Below are 17,937 nucleotides of genomic sequence, written 5' to 3' on the forward strand. Positions count from 1 at the left end.
TCAGCTGAAAAGCCTTAATACCAGCAAAAAAAACCAGTCAGTGTTAACTGACTGGCTTTTTTACATTCCTTGGTAGCAAGCATCTACTCTCAAGGAATAAAATAGGTGGTAATTTCAGAGCTTGCTCACTCCTCGTTATTTATACATCCTTGTTAACGGTTATTGCCGATGCCATCGACTCCGATATATGTAACGTACGCTGCGGAAATGGAATTGTCAGTCCTGCTTGCTCAATAGACTCTTTTACGCGTTTATTAAGATCCCAGACTGTTTGCCAATAATCACCGTTAACTGTCCACGCACGTAATTGAATATTCACTGAGCTTTCAGCTATCGATGTCACCATCACCTTAGGTGCTGGATCCGCTAATAATCGGCTTTCTGATGCGGCTATTTCTTTAAGTACATTTAAGCCATCATCTATTGAGTCAGCAAACGAAATACCGACCACAATATCCATACGTCTTTTACCATTGCGAGTAAAATTTTTAATATTGCCACCCCACACTTTGCCATTTGGCGAAGCGATATACAGGCCATCATTGGTTTTAAAAATAGTTGTAAAGAGGTTAATTTCACTCACAGTACCCGTTGTGCCACTGGCATCAACAAAGTCACCAACTTTAAATGGCCTAAGTATTAATAACATAATACCTGCGGCAATATTACTGAGGGTATTCTTTAACGCAAGGCCAATCGCAAGGCCAGCCGCCCCCATAAGTGCTATTAAACTGGCTGTATTAACACCAAAAATATCTAAAATAAACAACCCTGCAATGATATACACCAAGTAGCCCAGCACACTCGATAAAATTGGTAGTAAGGTTTTATCCATTTTCTTAAGAGGCGACTTAGAGTTTTGGATCGCTCTTTTAACAGAGCGCGCAATTAGAGCACCAGCTATAACAATAGCCAACGCTAGAATCAGTTTATAACCTAGAGTCATTATGGTTTCTGAATGATTTTGCCAAAACACTAATAACTTATCTTTCACTGTTTATTTCCACTAAGTAATTGCTGCAATTGAGCAAGGTTTAACATAGCTTACACAAGGTTAAAACCATATTGTTATAAGCCAATAAGTGTGAGCTGCTATAACCATTTGCGATTTGTAGCCTGCTAAAAAATAAGCTGGCCTCAAAGCGAAACCGCGCGATTATATAGCATAATAAATATAAACCTAACTTTTTATTTTAATCTTTAAAAACAATTAAAAATCATATAGTTAAATCAATCCAGCAAGTTGGTGTAATAAGCATTCAATGGAGGTTAATCCTTCACTGTTACCATCACCACTAAGAGTATCAAACCTAGTCTCAGATTTAATCGAGGAGCAAGTCATGAGTAAAGAAAAAGTTGTACTTATTACAGGCGCTTCCAGTGGTATTGGTGAAGCAACAGCAAAAACCTTAGTCGCAAACGGTCATAAAGTAATTTTGACCGCTCGCAGTGAAGACAAACTTAATGCGCTGGTTGAAGAGTTAGGGGCTGATAACGCATTAGCAGTTTGCGCAGATGCCACTGATTTTTCATCGCTTGAAAACGTAGTTAATGCAGGTATAAAACACTTTGGCCGCCTTGATGTTGCATTTGCCAATGCCGGTATGGGTGTTCAAACGCCAGGTGTTGAAGAGGGCGATCCTGAGCAATGGCAAACAATGATTGATATTAATATCAATGCACTGCTTTACACCGCAAAACTCACTCTGCCACACCTAAGAAAAACCACAGGACACTTTATTTTAACCAGTTCCGCCGCAGGACGTATTGCCCTTAAAGGCTCTGTTTATGGCGCAACAAAATGGTTTGCTTACGGTTTTGGGCAAAACTTAGCTGAAGAAATGAAGCCATGGCAAGGACGCTGCACCACTATTGCCCCAGGCATGGTCAATACGCCTTTTTTTGATGAAGCAAAACCCGACAAACTCGACCCAAATGATGTAGCCGAGGCGGTACTATTTGCTATAGAGGCAAACCCACGTTGCAATATACGAGAGTTATTTTTGATGCCGAGTAATTAACGGACTCGACAGTAATAAATGCCCTTAACAGGGCATTTAATTTGATCCAAGCAGTAAATTAATTACTGCAACTTAAACGCGCCTGTTTTAATCGGTTAATTGATGCGATAACTTGCGCAATCGTACCATGATTGATCTCGATAACTTGCGACTCACTTAACGCATCTTTATTTTGCAGAGCATCAATAATTAAGCTGTACTGGTTTTTATACCTAAGTGGATTCATCTAGGCTGATTGCCGATAGTGATCAACAGCAAAACTAAATAAAACTTTGATCATAAAAAATAGACTCACCATCAAAAACCACGTTGGCAGCGATAAGTAAATCAACAAAAAGATGCCATAACACATTAAGTTTGCAGCAATAAAACCCTGTATTGATTTACCATGTAACGCATTAACAACAGATGCTGCCACTATCGTATATGCCCATATAAGCAGTGCAGTACCTAGTGGCTGTGAAAGTAACCACGCAATCACTATTATATGAACGTGAATGGCAATAAAAATCAGCCTATTTTTAGGACGCTTTGTGTAAAACTCATTGGTACCAAGAGTGAAATTAGCAATACATCCTGCTAATACGTCAGCAATTAATATAAAAGCTAAGATTGCTCGCCAATTATCGAGTTTAATCTCCGCAACCGAATAAATAACCCAACTGCCGACTAAAGCAAACAAAATAGTACCGGTGATCTCTAAAATCGATTGTTTTTCGCCAAACGCTTCATGCAAAAATTCAGGGGTTTTAAAATACTTCATTGTTAAACATTTCCTTATTTAAATTAAATTTTTGAACAACGACTTTCCATGTTTTTAACTATGCAAGTAGGTGACAAGATAAGCACCACTAGCAGCCAACGAAATAACATTATCTATATAGACACGCCATTAATTAAAAAAACACCGTAAAGGTAGCAAGATATGCTCAGGGATCTGATCAGAGATCACATACTTTTTTGCATCAACTGTGACTTCAAATAAAAGATACTCTGAATTTCTACCAATATAACGCTCACCTATATTTGGCGTTATCTTATATATATTTCCTGTAAGAGTAAGCTGACTAGAGGCTGATATCTTTTCAAACCCGCCGTAAGGGCTGAGATGACCCTCTACGTTGTGATCTTTTAAGTAGTCGTTTCGAGGATGGCCACCCCATATAGGTTCGACACGAATTTCACTACTTTGAAATAATTTATTTGCTTGATAATGAATGGGCTCAAAGCACTGCTTCTCTATTTTAATATCACTGCAACCACTGATAGATATCACAGCAAGTATTGTAATATACTCAATGTATTGCATATCAACGTATTCCTTTACATACACTTGGATCTAGCTATTGGCAGCACTGCAATGCTAGCATTTTTATAACCCACATTTGGGTAAGTTATTTGCTTGAGTAACGAAAGTATTTTTATGTAGCAATAAGTCTAGCATTGATGAATTAATAATCTAATAAATACAACGAGTCTCTCTGTATAGCATTTGATTATTTTCTGTATAGTCACTTTTTATTATACGAGTCTAGATGCTACTATCTGATAACTATAGACATTAAAACAACCTTTACAGGGCTTAAAAATGGTATTGCGTTCTCTTAAATCTCTGCTTTTTATTCCATCACTGATCGCTACTATTTTTATTGTACAAGCTTGCTCCGAGCCCTCCCAAAATACCATTGCTGATGTAACTGGCGGCAAAATTCAAGGTACTGATTCGGGCAAAGTGATTTCTTTTAAAGGGATCCCTTTTGCTGCTCCGCCGGTAAATGATAAGCGCTGGCGCGCACCGCAACCAGTAACTCACTGGCAAGGTATAAAAAGTACTACCGAATTCGCAGCCGATTGCATGCAAAAACCATTTGCTGGCGATGCTGCACCACTGGGAACCCCACCAGCTGAAGATTGTTTATATTTGAATGTGTTTAAGCCTGCAAAACAGAGTAAACAGCCTTACCCAGTAGTGGTGTGGATTTATGGGGGTGGCTTTGTCAATGGCGGTTCATCTCCTGGTGTGTATTCCGGTGAAAGTTTTGCAAAGCAAGGTGTGGTGTTTGTCAGCTTTAATTATCGACTTGGCCGGTTTGGTTTTTTTGCTCATCCAGCACTGAGTAGCTTTGAAAATGATGCTCTTGGCAATTATGCCTTCATGGATCAAATTGCAGCATTAAACTGGGTCAAAAGTAACATCAGCCAATTTGGTGGTGATCCTCAGCAAGTCACACTGATGGGCGAATCTGCGGGCGGTAAGTCGGTGCATGCAATGATGCAAACCTCTGCTGCACAAGGATTATTCAATAAAGCTATTATTATGTCTGGTGGTGGCAGAGAGCTTTTTAATCAACTGCCACTAACCAGTGATAATAAAAATATCCTATCAGCTGAGCAAGTGGGAGTTAACTTTGCAGCTCAGCACGGTATAACAGGCGATAATAAAGCAGCATTAAACGCACTGCGTGCGCTAAGCGCCGAGCAGCTTGTTGATGGCCTTAACTTAGCAAATATGACCCCTTCCCCAGAAGCGCCCACCTATGTAGGCGGGCCCATTTTAGACGGTATATTAGTTAGTTCATCGACCGAAGAAGCATTCAACGAAGGTAACTTTAGCCATGTTCCCACTATGGTTGGCACCACAGATAAAGATATTGGCTTTGCAATTTACAGCACAAAGGAAGCATTATTTAAAAGTTTTGGCTCACGCGCTGAGCAAGCCCAACAAGCTTATGACAGTAAAGGCAACACAGATCTCGCAATACTTAATTATGAAACTGGTCAAGACCTCTTAATGCAAGAACCTACTCGTTTTGTTGCTCAACAAGTGAGTAAATTTTCACAGCCCGCGTTTATTTACCGATTTGGCTATGTAGCACAAACAGTTACTGCACAAGGCGCAGCGCACGCGACTGAAATACCTTACTTTTTCAATACAGTAACAACTAAGTATGGCCATATTACCACCGAGCAAGACAAACAAACGGCTAAAACAATGCATCGTTACGTTACTAATTTTATTAAATACGGCACACCCAATGGGCCGGGGTTATCTGCTTGGCGCGCATTTAAAGAAGATGAGCGCTATATCCTACAACTGAATAAACAAGGTACCGCGACTTTTTCACCAGATCCTCTTGAAGCTCGTCTTGATGTAACACAAGCTAAAGCCTCAATAAAATAGTGTTGAAGTAACTCAGCTTGCTATTAAGTCATTTAGGTGAATATCTAAGACATTATTTTAAATAGTAGCTCTCTTACTGTGGCTGGTTCAAATGGCTTGTCACATATGGCATCTACACCAGCTTGAGCAATATTAGCTAAATGAGTGTCGTTTGCCTCAGAACTCACCATCAAAATAGGAATATGCGAGTAAGCATTCGAGCTTCTTACGGTCTCCGTTAGCTCTTTGCCATCCATTTCTGGCATATTGTAATCAGTAACAATTAGATCAAATGATTGGGTGTTAAGGTGTTCAATCGCTTGTTTACCATTTTCGGCTTCTACAGGCGTCGGTATTCCCATTCCAGCCAAGACCCTAATAATATGCTTACGAGCAAAACGACTGTCATCAACCACAAGTACACGCAATAGCGTTACATCAAAATGCTCTAACTCAACTTCTTCTTCAGTGATGATATCTAATGTTGCCCTTAACGCTCGCGTAATTGCCTCAGCACTAAATGGCTTTGGTAAAATAGCTAATACTCCTGACTGCCTTAACTGTTCAAGATAGGTTTTATTGCGCTCCGTCGATACCAGCATAAAAGCTTGATGCTCAATACCAGAGGTCACTCTGATTTTTTGCAATAAAGAGTCAGCGCTACCGTCAGAAAAATACATGCTGCTAATAATCAAATCCGGCTGATAATTCTCCAGCATTGTTAACGTTTGCGCTTGAGAAGTAGCAGTTTCAATTTGTGACACACCGCATTGAGTAAGTGACTTTATAATAAGCTTTTGCTGAACATCTGAAGGCTCTACTAATAATATTGATAAATTGGCTATTGCTGTTAAATCTTTCATTTAAATCTCTTCAGTGTTGCTATGTTTAGTTACGTTGAATATAGTCTAATGCAGTCATTTTATGATAACTCACATTACTATACATAACATGCGCAGGTTCTGGATCAACGATTTCGATTGGGATATCGTAATTGCGTGCCACTTCTAACGCCATTTGGGTAATATTGACGCTAAACGAAGTGCCAATAAAAACGATTTTATCGGCATCAAGCATCCGCTGTTGTGCTTCGCTAATACGATAAAGTTCAGTGTAATATTCATCAAATAGCAACACAAAAGGCTTTAAAGATTGATCCACCACTGGCTGCTGGTTTTCGATGTTAAACAGCTCAAGCAGTGACTCATGTAAGCGGCTTTCGTCTACATTATCCCACGGTGTCGTATGCGCTTTCACATCATCGCCTTGATGATGAAACAAAGTCATTTGATCAAGCCGGCCATGAATGGCGATATAGTTTTTATTGCCTGCTTTACCATCTAGCCCGTCAATATTTTGTGTGATCAGGTTTTTATCGCTCAACCACTGATGAACTTCGTTAGGACCATGGTTGCGATAAGTAGCAAAGCGATGATAATACCAAGCTAAAAACTCCCGTGGGTTGTTTTCATACATAGCACGCGTAGCCATTTCCATTGGCGTATAGTTTTTACTACCAATAGTCCAAAACCCATCTTCACCTCGAAAGGTAGGAATGCCGCTGGCGGCACTCACACCAGCTCCGGTTATATATAATGTATTCATAGCGTTCCCAATAAGCGCTAAACACACGTTTGATTTTTGCCTTGCTTCTTTGCTTGATAAAGCAATTCATCCGCTTTGTGCATCGCTTTATCAATTGGCACATCCGCAGTTAGTTTACTGATCCCCATGCTCACTGTAACAGCCAGCTGGTTTACACCAATAATATCTAAACGATTTTGTGATAAAGCATGATGAATATCGTTGGCAAATTGTGTCGCTTGTTGTTTATTTTTATGACGTAGAAAAAATAAAAACTCTTCACCGCCCCAGCGCGCCACCATATCATTTTCACTTAACTGAGCAACAAATAAATCAGCAAGGTGTTTTAGCACTTCATCGCCAACTGAGTGACCATATTGATCATTAATATCCTTAAAATTATCTACATCCGCAATGATAATACTCCCAGTTTGCAGCTGCGCTTCGAATTGCTCGAGCTCTTCCATAGCATAACGTCGATTGGGCAGGTTTGTTAAAGGGTCGCGAGTCGCTAAATATTCATTTTTTTGAACAAGTTCAATCAAACGGTGGCTATACATTTGCCGAAAATATTCATAAAAGCCACTCAACAGAGCAACAATAATAAAAGAAGCAATAATACGAATTGGAAAATAAGCCGAGTAACCGCTGTAAAATTTAAAGTAGCTCGATAAATAAAAGGCGCCAGTTACGCAAATTACAAAAATAATTAAATCAATGATTCCCCGTTTAAAACCACGCACAAAAAAGGTTACCGGAGATACAATAAAAATCCAAATCGGCCCAGTACCATGGCTCCCTCCTGTAAGTACTAAATAAATCATTAAAGCATATAAAGTATACAAAACAATTAAAGAGGAAATCTCGACTCTATCACCAAGGCAAAAAGGGGAAGCAAATAAAATAGATGAGCCTAATAGAGGGTAAACCAAAGTAGATTGATTATTAAACAAAGCGATTATTGCCATACAAAGCGTTGTCAACGTACCTATTACGGAAAAGAACCTAATAATAAGTTTTCGTTCGGCCATATCGGAATAGCTAATCATCAATACAATGCATCACTTATCAATAGTAAAGGCAATCTTTGCATGCAAAAACTGATTGTAAGATTGCACTAAAATTAAAATAATTAATCAGTTACCAGTTCAAATATAGTCTAGACATGAGATCATTGTAAAAGTGAAAGTAATAAATAGTTGCTAAAAGTAAGCTTACACGCGAATAACATCCTGGTATTACTAAGCTGAGCAAATAGGTTTTGCCATATCATTGCTGCAAAAAATCGGCTGCTCATTAGCAATAACCTTTAGATTTAGCTTTACCTAAGTTGCAAAAGGCTCAGGTAAAGCTGGTTAATGCAAAGGATAAAAGTGGGTTCAAAAGTATCATTAAATAATCATACTTTATTTGTAAGCCCTGCGAAAAACCCTTAATAAGCGACGCTCATACGTTGATTAATATGCGCGGCATTTTGCACTTCATCCAGCATAGCAATCGCGTAATCAGTCACTGATATTTTGCTTTCACCTTGTTCATTAGTAAAAAATGCATCGCCACCAATACGATACGGACCTTCACTTGCGCCGGGGTAAATAACCGCGGCAGGGCTTACAAACGTCCATTGTGTGGTTGTGTTTGTTGCTTTAAATACACTGAGAGCCTCACCTTGCGCCAACGCTTCATCTTTATATTCAGCAGGAAAGTCCGGCGATGACACTAACGTAACACCAGGCGCAACTTCTAAACTACCTGCACCACCAACCCACAGTAAACGAGTACTGCTACCTGACAGTGCAGTTAATAAACGCTTGGCCGTTTGCGCAACTAATTCATGGTTACCCGCTGCACGTCCACCGATTGAGGCAATCACCACATCAGCGTTCGTTAATACTTCTGCAATGTCATTTTGAGATTGTAAGTCAAACTCTTCTACCGCTGTACCGTCAGTCACCTTATCCGCATCACGAACAACCGCCGTCACATTGTGACCATTAGCTTTTGCCTGCGCCATGATGTGGCTACCAATCCAACCTGTTGCGCCTAAAATAGTAATATTCATGTCTGTATCCTTAAAGAAGTATTAATCATCTGAGTTGATGTAATCAGTTTACTTGCTCATTAATTGATGATAAATAAACCTTATAGATACACATTAGTTCACCTTAGGATGATAATGGATAAGATAACTGCAATCCAAAGCTTTGTTGAAGTCGCCCGCAGTGGCAGCTTTACAAAAGCAGCTGCTCACTTAGAGCTCAGCCGCTTACAAGTCACTCGCCACGTACAAGACATTGAGCAGTGGCTGAGCTTGCGATTATTTCACCGCACCACCCGTAAAGTCAGCTTAACCAATCAGGGCGAAGAAGCGCTTGCCTACTGTAAGCAAATACTCAGCACCGTATTGGATTTACAAAGTAGAGCACATAACCATAATAACGAGCTGGTTGGTACCATTAGAGTCGCAGCCCCTATTGGACTTGGCCAAAATCTGTTGTTTGATGCAATTGAAGAATTTGTTGCTATACACCCAAATACTCATTTTCAGCTAGTACTCTCAGATCGGTTATCACAACTGGTTGATGAGCGAGTAGATATAGCACTGCGCTATACTCATGAGCCTGATGAGCAATTAATTGCGCGTAAGCTTATGTATATCAATACGGCTATTTGCGCCTCCCCAACTTATTTGGCGAACAACAGTCCAATCACTAAACCGCAAGATTTATTGCAACACAATTGTTTAGTGCATAGCGGTAGTTCAACATGGCATATTATTAGTGATAACGAGGATGAAAAAGTCACCGTAAAAGGCAGTATTAATGCTAATGATATGTCTGTGCTACTAAAAGCAGCAATCAAAGGAATGGGGATCGCAAATTTGCCGTGTGACTTGGCAAATCGCTATTTAGAGCAAGGTAAACTGGTTAAAGTGAATCCATCTTTTTCATCACCTGGCCAGCATTTATGGGCTGTGTATTTATCTCGTCATTATCAACAAAATGTGGTCAGAGCGTTTATTGATTTTTTAGCGCTGCGATGGCAACAGGATATCCTATAAAATGACAGTGTAGTATTAGAATATTACCCGTTACTGGTTAGTGTATGTTTTACTAGGAGCTCATTGCATTAGAGTGCGCTTAATCTCCACTCTGATACGTTTACGCACAATTAATATCTGGAGCAGAACATGGCTAAAGTACTTATGATCACCGGTGACTTTGTAGAAGACTATGAAAACATGGTGCCTTTTCAAGCATTATTGGCGATGGGTCACCAAGTTGATGCTGTATGCCCTGATAAAAAAGCAGGTGATACTATCGCCACCTCAATTCATGATTTTGAAGGCGACCAAACCTATACTGAAAAGCGCGGTCATAACTTTGCGCTAAACGCGACATTTGCCAATATTAATGCCGCTGATTACGATGCCCTGTATTTACCCGGTGGCCGTGCCCCTGAGTATTTACGCTTAAACGCGAAAGTAATCGAAATAATTCAGCATTTTGCTACAGCGGATAAACCCATTGCCTCTATTTGTCACGGCCCGCAATTGCTCACAGCAGCAGGAGTTATTGAAGGTAAAAAAGTATCCGCTTACCCTGCTTGCCAACCTGAAGTGAAAATGGCGGGTGCCGAGTACGTTGAATTACCAATGGATGGCGCCATTACCGATGGCAAACTAGTAACAGCACCAGCATGGCCTGCACACCCTGCCATGTTAAAACAGTTTGTAGCCTTGCTATAATCGCAGTTCAGCAGCATCAAGAGGTTAATCATGTGCCAACTTTTTATTAATGCCGACAGTCGGTTATGGACCTGTCGTACCAAATCACTGCGGATTGACGGCGTTGTTACGTCGATTCGTTTAGAAGAGTTTTTTTGGGATATTTTAGAAGAAGTGGCATTTCGTGATCAAATGACCGTTAATCAAATGATCACTAAGCTGTACCTTGAATCTCTTGATGCTGATCACGACATTGGTAATTTCACTTCATTTTTACGTGTCTGTTGTTCGCGTTATTTATCGCTGGTGGCCGATGGCAACTTAACCCGCGAAGATGCGATACCTTTAAATGATATCGACGCGACACAAGTTTTAGAACAAGAAAAATTGCGTACCAGTGTGCGCAAAAGCCAGTATATAGATACATCGTTAAAGTCTTCACTTAACTAGAGTTTTCATGTCACAATCCTCCTTAGTTCGATCTTTTAAAAAGATTGTTGGCGCACGTTATGTATTAACGAGCGATCGTGCAACTGCTCCTTACCGTAAAGGCTTTAGAGAAGGTCACGGTCCGGCACTAGCAGTAGTAAAACCGGCAACACTATTACAACAATGGCATATTTTACAAGCCTGTGTAAGTGCAAAGGTCATCGTTATTATGCAAGCCGCAAATACCGGTTTAACGGGCGGCTCAACACCGACACAAGGTTGCGATCGCAATACGGTGATCATCAACACCTCGCGCCTTAACGACATTCAAGTATTAGCTGAGCAACAACAAATTGTCGCGTTCCCTGGGGCGAGTTTGTTCTCATTAGAAAAAGCCCTCGCCCCATACGGCCGAGTACCACATTCAGTTATTGGCTCATCATGTATTGGCGCATCGATTGTCGGTGGGGTATGTAATAACTCAGGTGGCGCTTTAGTTGAGCGAGGCCCAGCATATACTGAACTTGCCTTATACGCCCAAGTAAATAGCAATGGTAGCCTCAGTTTAATTAATAATTTAGATATTGAACTTGGCAATACACCAGAGCAAATACTCACTAATTTACAAAATAAAAAATACCGCACCCAAGATGTTAAAACGACAGCTAAGAAAGCATCTGATCGCGAATATGCCGATTGGGTTCGTAAAACAGATGATGATACCCCGGCACGATTTAATGCCGATCCTCGGCGTTTACATCAAGCCAGCGGCTGTGCGGGAAAACTAGCTGTATTTGCCGTACGAGTAGATACCTTCGCAAAAAATCAACAAGAACTGACGTTTTACCTCGGTACTAATTCCTCCACTGCGTTGCAAGCGGTACGAAAAACGTTATTAGAGCAAGCCACCAGCTTGCCTGTTTACGCCGAATATTTACACCGTGATATTTTTGAGCTTGCTGATAATTATGGTCGAGATACAGTATTATTAATTAAACATCTTGGCACCAATTGGTTGCCTACTTTTTTTAATATTAAGCGCCAGCTCGATTCCGTCTGTCAAAAACTGCCTTTTATACCCAAAAATGCTATTGATAAACTAGTTTATCGTTTCGCAAAACTGTTCCCAAGCCAAACACCCAATAAGCTCAAGCAATGGAATAGTCAATATCAACATCAGCTCATTTTGACAGTTAAAGGCGAGGCGCATCAACAAACTCTTGCATTGCTTGAACACGTTCAAAAAGACTACCAAATTGATTTTTTTCAGTGTAGTGAGCAAGAAGCTAAATCGGCATACTTACTGCGTTTTGCTGCCGCAGGTGCTGCTGTGCAATATGCCAAAGTAAATCATCAAGAAGTCGAAGATATTCTCGCGCTGGATATCGCTTTAAAACGTAACGACAACGAATGGTTCGAAAAATTACCGCCAAGCATCTGCAATAAATTAGTAGGGAAACTGTATTACGGGCACTTTTTATGTCACGTATTTCACCAAGATTACTTAGTGCGTAAAGGTGAAGACGGCAAAGCAATAAAAGCAGCCTTACTTGAGTTATTAGAGCAACGCGGCGCGCAATACCCCGCAGAGCATAATGTAGGACATCATTATGATGCAAAACCAGCCCTTGCTGATAACTATCGCAATTTAGATCCAACCAATAGCTTTAATGCGGGCATTGGCGGCATGTCTAAAAAGCGCGATTATGCTAAGTAAGCTAGTGAGCTAGTGAGCGCGATTATACATCGCGCTGTTAGCACACTTAAAAGCTGTAATTAATCCCAGCATAATAACGGCGGCCTGAATAACTAGTATTAAGTAGCCGCGCATCGGTATCTTTACCCAAACGTGTTACCGACTCCGATTGCGTTAAGTTAATTACCGCTGCGGTAAAGCTTAAGTTATCGGTAACGTTATATGCTGCATTTACATCTACTTGCTGGTATGGGTCTTGGTAGACATTTAAACCACTGTTAATACCGAGCACCGTTTCACCTCGTTTATTGTACGAAGCGCGAATGTTAAAACTATCCCCTTCATAATAAACGGAGGTGTTATATTGATAGTCAGCACTGCCTATTAATGGCGACTCTGCTAACTTTTCACCTGCAACTGTTACATCGGCCTGATTGGTGTTGTTATACGTGTAGTTTGCGTAAATACCAAAGCCACTATCAAAGGCGTGTTGAATAAACACTTCCACCCCTTTTGATACCGCATCAGTACCATTACCTACGGTGCTATACGGGGAAATGCTAATAGTACCAGCATCAACAAGACCTGCTTGCCCTGCAAATTCACGCTGTGAATCAATCACCAGTGGCACGATAAAGTTATCGACCTGTTTATGAAATAACGCAACACCTAATGCAGAACCTGGCGCGTAGTAATACTCAAGAGATAAATCGGCTTGTACTGACTCAAACGCTTTTAAATTTTTATTACCACCACTGCCACTAAATCCGGGTTGTTCATTAAAAGCGGCGCGATCATCTGCCCATTCGTCCGACACATAAGTAATACGCTGTTGACTACCCAAATCGCCGTAATCGGGGCGCGACATCACTTTAGCAAGCGCACCACGGATCACCACATCATCACTGGCATCCCACGCAATATTTAAACTCGGCAATACGTGGGTGTCTGTTGTTTGCTGGATGATCAACTGGTATTGCTCAACTAAACGATCATCACCGGTGATTTGCTCGCCCGTTTCGTCATCGGTTTCATCCAATAAAAAGGTATAGAGATCGGTTGAAGCACTGCTAGTCTTGGTTTGTACAACGCGCACACCAAAATTACCGCGTATATCTCTGTACTCAAAATCACCTTGTAAATAAAACGCACTGATCTGCTCGGCAATATCATAGACAAAGTTATCTTCAATTCGAGTATACGGCACATAGTTACTGTAAATATAATCGCGATATTTATGCCAATTAATAGTTGGCATTAAATTGATATTAAAGCCACCAGCAATATTGCTTTCACTTTCCACATTAAACACATCTTGTGCCTGTGGCATACCATTATTCCATTGATAGCTATCAAATTGCGTGATACCCCCTGCGCTTGCCTCGCCTGCGGCAATATCAAAACTCGGATCAAGGAAAAAGTTGTTGCCCGTTTCGCGATGCAGTGATGCATCGCGGTATTTTGCACCAGTGCGAATAGTGGTCAATATGCCCCAATCAACATAAAAATCAACGTCAGCTTGGTAGTACTTTTCTGCTAAGGTGCTACGTACAAAACTTGAGTTCGATGAGCCTGCATCACGACCTCCGCCAACACCTGCGAGCAAGTTATTGAGTGTATTTGGGTCTATCAGCATCGAAATACGGTCATCACTGATTGACCAAGCGGCACTTTGCGAGGCGTTCTCAATATTACTTTGCCCCTCACCCGCGTTTGAGCTTTTATACGCTGCTTGCCAACTTTCTTTTGGCCCGCCTTTAGCTTTAGTTTTACCAACGACAAAGCGTGCTGTAAAGTTGTCGCCTTCGTAGCTTAAGTTAAAATCAAAAGTATCAGAGGTTGACTCTTCATCCACATAACTGCCGCGCAACCACGGCAATTGCATATCTTTTTCAACGCCACTGGCCATGGCACTGTAGTCCATGCCATTGACAATTGTGCCACTTTCATCAAGTGTAATACCGGTTAAAAAGTCAGGATTTAACGCCCATTCCGGCATATCAACGACCGAGTCGCTGCGTTGTTGCTTTAAGCTAAAACCAAAGTAATTAAAACCTAGTTCAATGCGACTAGTTGGTCGCCACTGAGTCGAAAACTGCACGCCTTCACGTTCACGTTTTTCATTCACAACAGAGCTGCGCACCACCTGCGGAAACCACATATTCTCATAACGTTGCCCGTTGGCATCAGTCACCGCGCCCCAGTCATTACTGTTATTAACCTCGTTACCATTTATATCAACAGCTTGCTGACCTGTGTAACGCCAAACATTGGCATCTGTGCCACCAGAGAGCGTACGGTTGGTGCGCTCTTGACGGGTATAGCCAAGTAAAAAACCAAAGCTATCACTATCGTTTTTCCATGAATACAAACCAGTAAACTGAGGTTCATAATCTTCTGTTACATCTGCATAAGTACTTTCAACATTAAAAACGCCCGAATTAGCATCCATATCCAATGGTTTGCGGCTATGCATTAACACTGTACCACCGACGCCACCTTCATCTAGTCGCGCTTCAGGTGATTTGAATACTTCAACGCTTGCGATCATCGCTGATGGGAGTAAAGCATAATCAAATGAACGAGATGGCTCCCCTGGTGAGGAGGCAATAAAATTACCATTTAACTGCGTGTAAGTAAGATCAGACGATAAACCACGAATACTTACCGTTGATCCTTCACCGCCGTCACGTTCAATCACTACACCCGGCACACGGGCTAATGAATCAGCCACGTTTTTATCAGGGAATTTACCAATGTCTTCAGCGGTAATGGCATCAACCACAGAACTCGATAAACGCTTCACCGCTAAGTTTTCAGCCATGCTAGAGCGAATACCTCGCACTTCAATCACTTCCATATCTTTTTCTGTTTGAGTGCCTGTTAATTGCTCGGCAGCCGCCGCATTCATAGCACTAAAAACCGATAAACTAATAACTGAAAAACGCAGCGATGCTGCTAAAGGCGAGTAACACGTTGAGGTTGACATTGAATGTACGAGTCCATTACTGGTTAACAATTGTAAAGGCGGCAATTGTACACAGCCAGACTTAATGGATTGTTAACCATAACTTGCAAGTAACTGAATAAGCGAACAAATAACCACCTCATAAGTAGCCTTGCTCGCACCTAAATAACAGAGCTCGATAGGTTAATTACTCAAGCCTTGCATCCATAACGTTACTAACTGCTGAGCACAAATACCTAGCGCTGGGGTCTCATTAGTGTCAGCTGCTGTAGTAAAAATTTTCTGCGCAACTTGCCGACCAACAAGTTGAGAGGCTGAGGTTTTATCTATACGTTGTTGATAAAAAGCCGTTAAGGCGTGCTCTAAATCATCATACTTTTCTAACACCCGTACAAGATGCCAAGCATCTTCTAGCGCCTGACATGCCCCCTGCCCTGAAGTAGGTAAAGGAGCATGAGCCGCATCTCCCATAATCAGTACGTTACCTTGATGCCAATATGGCAAACGGTCAATATCGTGCACAAATATTCGCTTCAGTGAGTTTTCATCATAAGACTTAAGCACCTGCTGTACTGCATCTGGCCAAGTTAAAAAACGTTGGTGCATTTCTTCATACCAAGTAGATAGCGGCCGCGCTTTATCAATATTTGCACTCCACCCGGCAGCCCAATAACAAAGGTCAGCTTTAACAGGCACAATACCAAAGCGCTCGCCACGGCCGCGAAAATCATGGATCACGTTATCTAAAGTGCCCGGTTTTAACTGGCTAATAGCAATAATATTAATAAACCCCTGATACTGAGGAGTGATTTTTTCAGCATATAAGAATTGCCTTACCACCGAGTTCATCCGCCCATCAGCACCCACAACTAAATCAAAATCTTGTTTTAGTTGAGCAATCTCTGATACGGTTATTGCGCTGTTAAAATGTATGTTTACCCCTAAATCAGCTAATGTGCGGCCCAACACACTCATAAGATCACGGCGCAATATACTGATACTAGAAAAACCACTGAGTGTATTTACTTTTGCAATATCAAATTCACTTTGCACCGTGCCATGCTGATCACACAGACGCATAAACAAAGGCATACCGCCCAGCGCTTGGATCTGTTTATCCAAGCCCATTTGCTGTAACACAAACATTGCATTCGGCCATAACGTTACCCCGGCACCAATAGAGGAAATCTCACTATCGCGCTCAAATATGTTCACCTGATAACCTTTTCGTGCTGCAAGAATGGCCAGCGCTATTCCCCCGATGCCCGCACCCACAATGGCAATTCGCTTGCTGTTCATATTCTTTACCTCAATAATTAACTGAATAACCATTATCACAAAGTCATTTTTTAAGATAAATTAGTAATAATCGCGTTATTAATCCCATATTTTGAGTTAATTAATGATTGATAAAATCGAACTTCAGTGGTTACTCAGCTTTCAGTGCGTATATGAACAACTGAGCTTTAAACTCGCAGCCGAACAACTGCAATTGCCTACATCTAATGTTAGCCGCCATGTCGCGTTATTAGAGAAGCAACTTAATTTAAGGTTATTACAACGTACCACCCGAAAAATGATTGCAACGGCTGCAGGTAAACAACTTTATCAATCTATCACCCCACTGATACAAGCAATGAATGACTCGCTAGAAGAGGTGTCTGTGTATGGTGATTCTCTTGCCGGGCATCTTAAAATCATCATGCCTGATCTGCCTTTTTTAGCCGAAATAAGCGCAGAGTTTTGCTCTGTGCACCCACAAATACAGCTAAGTTGCGATACGCAACTAAATCCAACCGAAGGCTTGTTAGAGGGATTTGATTTGGTGCTACGCTTTGGCCGTGGTCCATTGGACGATTCAGGTTGGGTTGCTAAAGAACTGCTGCGCTGGCCCAGTTGCATTGTTGGCGCGCCACAACTGATCAACAATGCGCCACCGCCTCGCTCGCTAGATGAGTTAAGTAAAGTTCCTTGTATTACTAGCTTATCAGTACTGCAAGGTATGCCTTGGCGTTTTAAACAGCAACAAGCAGTGCAAGTAAAATCTAATTTTAAAGTAAACAGTGGCAACATGGCCAAAGCCGCTGCACTAAAAGGACTCGGCTATGCCATTTTACCCACTCATGCATGCCAAGAAGATATAGACAACGGCTCATTGATCAATATTAAACTCGACCATGAACCAGAAGATCTGGTGTTATACGCATTTTATGCAGGCAGGAAATACCCGCTAGAAAAGGTAAAAGTATTTTTAGAATTCTTAAAGTCTAAATGCATTGAGCTTAACTAAGATATCAATGCAGTTAAACATGAGTAAGCTAGATAAGGGAAATGTAAACACACTCATTTTTT

At 41.2% G+C, this 17,937-nt stretch carries 17 protein-coding genes; 7 read left to right on the forward strand and 10 right to left on the reverse strand.

The annotated features are described in order from the left end of the window. Window positions 1–139: 139 nt before the first annotated feature. Entirely contained in the window at window positions 140–994 is an 855-nt protein-coding gene (locus PSR9079_RS12465; protein WP_145242032.1) for a mechanosensitive ion channel family protein, read from the reverse strand. A gap of 346 nt (window positions 995–1,340) precedes the next feature. Here PSR9079_RS12465 and PSR9079_RS12470 point away from each other — a divergent pair, with 346 nt between their 5' ends. After that, entirely contained in the window at window positions 1,341–2,021 is a 681-nt protein-coding gene (locus tag PSR9079_RS12470) for an SDR family oxidoreductase (protein ID WP_149981888.1), read from the forward strand. 58 nt (window positions 2,022–2,079) lie between these two features. Here PSR9079_RS12470 and PSR9079_RS23665 read toward each other — a convergent pair whose 3' ends face one another. The 3 genes from PSR9079_RS23665 to PSR9079_RS12480 form a co-directional block, all read right to left on the reverse strand. After that, window positions 2,080–2,247, reverse strand: coding sequence for a hypothetical protein (locus PSR9079_RS23665; protein WP_179959182.1), 168 nt, complete (start codon window positions 2,245–2,247; stop codon window positions 2,080–2,082). Then, a complete protein-coding gene (locus PSR9079_RS12475; protein ID WP_149981889.1) occupies window positions 2,248–2,784 on the reverse strand; it encodes a hypothetical protein in 537 nt (178 codons plus the stop codon). A 129-nt stretch (window positions 2,785–2,913) separates the two neighbouring features. Continuing rightward, window positions 2,914–3,330, reverse strand: coding sequence for a hypothetical protein (locus PSR9079_RS12480; RefSeq protein WP_149981890.1), 417 nt, complete (start codon window positions 3,328–3,330; stop codon window positions 2,914–2,916). A 279-nt stretch (window positions 3,331–3,609) separates the two neighbouring features. Here PSR9079_RS12480 and PSR9079_RS12485 point away from each other — a divergent pair, with 279 nt between their 5' ends. Then, a complete protein-coding gene (locus PSR9079_RS12485) occupies window positions 3,610–5,202 on the forward strand; it encodes a carboxylesterase/lipase family protein (RefSeq protein WP_149981891.1) in 1,593 nt (530 codons plus the stop codon). A 44-nt stretch (window positions 5,203–5,246) separates the two neighbouring features. Here the strand turns inward: PSR9079_RS12485 and PSR9079_RS12490 are convergent, their stop codons facing one another. From PSR9079_RS12490 to PSR9079_RS12505, 4 genes are all read right to left on the reverse strand, one after another. Further along, window positions 5,247–6,044 (reverse strand): response regulator, encoded by a 798-nt coding sequence (locus PSR9079_RS12490; RefSeq protein WP_149981892.1) that lies wholly within the window; start codon window positions 6,042–6,044, stop codon window positions 5,247–5,249. A 25-nt stretch (window positions 6,045–6,069) separates the two neighbouring features. Then, a complete protein-coding gene (locus tag PSR9079_RS12495) occupies window positions 6,070–6,786 on the reverse strand; it encodes an SIR2 family NAD-dependent protein deacylase (protein ID WP_149981893.1) in 717 nt (238 codons plus the stop codon). A gap of 17 nt (window positions 6,787–6,803) precedes the next feature. Beyond that, window positions 6,804–7,733 (reverse strand): GGDEF domain-containing protein, encoded by a 930-nt coding sequence (locus tag PSR9079_RS12500; protein WP_179959183.1) that lies wholly within the window; start codon window positions 7,731–7,733, stop codon window positions 6,804–6,806. 464 nt (window positions 7,734–8,197) lie between these two features. Further along, window positions 8,198–8,827 carry an NAD(P)-dependent oxidoreductase gene (locus PSR9079_RS12505; RefSeq protein ID WP_149981895.1) on the reverse strand — a complete coding sequence of 210 codons (630 nt, stop codon included), beginning with the start codon at window positions 8,825–8,827 and terminating at the stop codon, window positions 8,198–8,200. Between the two features lie 114 nt (window positions 8,828–8,941). Between PSR9079_RS12505 and PSR9079_RS12510 the strand changes: the two genes are divergently transcribed. The 4 genes from PSR9079_RS12510 to dld all read left to right on the forward strand — a co-directional run bounded on the left by PSR9079_RS12510 (window position 8,942) and on the right by dld (window position 12,638). Then, window positions 8,942–9,826 carry a LysR family transcriptional regulator gene (locus PSR9079_RS12510; RefSeq protein ID WP_149981896.1) on the forward strand — a complete coding sequence of 295 codons (885 nt, stop codon included), beginning with the start codon at window positions 8,942–8,944 and terminating at the stop codon, window positions 9,824–9,826. Window positions 9,827–9,955: 129 nt separating this feature from the next. Further along, window positions 9,956–10,513, forward strand: coding sequence for a DJ-1/PfpI family protein (locus tag PSR9079_RS12515; RefSeq protein ID WP_149981897.1), 558 nt, complete (start codon window positions 9,956–9,958; stop codon window positions 10,511–10,513). A 30-nt stretch (window positions 10,514–10,543) separates the two neighbouring features. Then, the gene (locus tag PSR9079_RS12520; protein ID WP_149981898.1) at window positions 10,544–10,942 is read left to right on the forward strand and encodes a ribbon-helix-helix domain-containing protein; all 399 of its coding nucleotides are present in this window, start codon (window positions 10,544–10,546) and stop codon (window positions 10,940–10,942) included. 7 nt (window positions 10,943–10,949) lie between these two features. Continuing rightward, window positions 10,950–12,638, forward strand: a complete 1,689-nt coding sequence (gene dld / locus PSR9079_RS12525; protein WP_149981899.1) for a D-lactate dehydrogenase — start codon at window positions 10,950–10,952, stop codon at window positions 12,636–12,638. 46 nt (window positions 12,639–12,684) lie between these two features. On the opposite strand, the gene PSR9079_RS12530 is transcribed toward dld, so the two are convergent. Beyond that, entirely contained in the window at window positions 12,685–15,606 is a 2,922-nt protein-coding gene (locus PSR9079_RS12530; protein ID WP_149981900.1) for a TonB-dependent receptor, read from the reverse strand. Window positions 15,607–15,768: 162 nt separating this feature from the next. Then, complete coding sequence (locus tag PSR9079_RS12535) at window positions 15,769–16,884, reverse strand: FAD-dependent monooxygenase (RefSeq protein ID WP_149981901.1); 1,116 nt, start codon at window positions 16,882–16,884, stop codon at window positions 15,769–15,771. Between the two features lie 103 nt (window positions 16,885–16,987). Here PSR9079_RS12535 and PSR9079_RS12540 point away from each other — a divergent pair, with 103 nt between their 5' ends. Further along, window positions 16,988–17,875 (forward strand): LysR family transcriptional regulator, encoded by an 888-nt coding sequence (locus tag PSR9079_RS12540; RefSeq protein WP_149981902.1) that lies wholly within the window; start codon window positions 16,988–16,990, stop codon window positions 17,873–17,875. Window positions 17,876–17,937 lie beyond the last annotated feature (62 nt).

Origin of the sequence: Pseudoalteromonas rhizosphaerae (genome assembly GCF_902498845.1) — a bacterium.
In the GTDB taxonomy this organism is placed as follows: Bacteria; Pseudomonadota; Gammaproteobacteria; order Enterobacterales; family Alteromonadaceae; genus Pseudoalteromonas; species Pseudoalteromonas rhizosphaerae.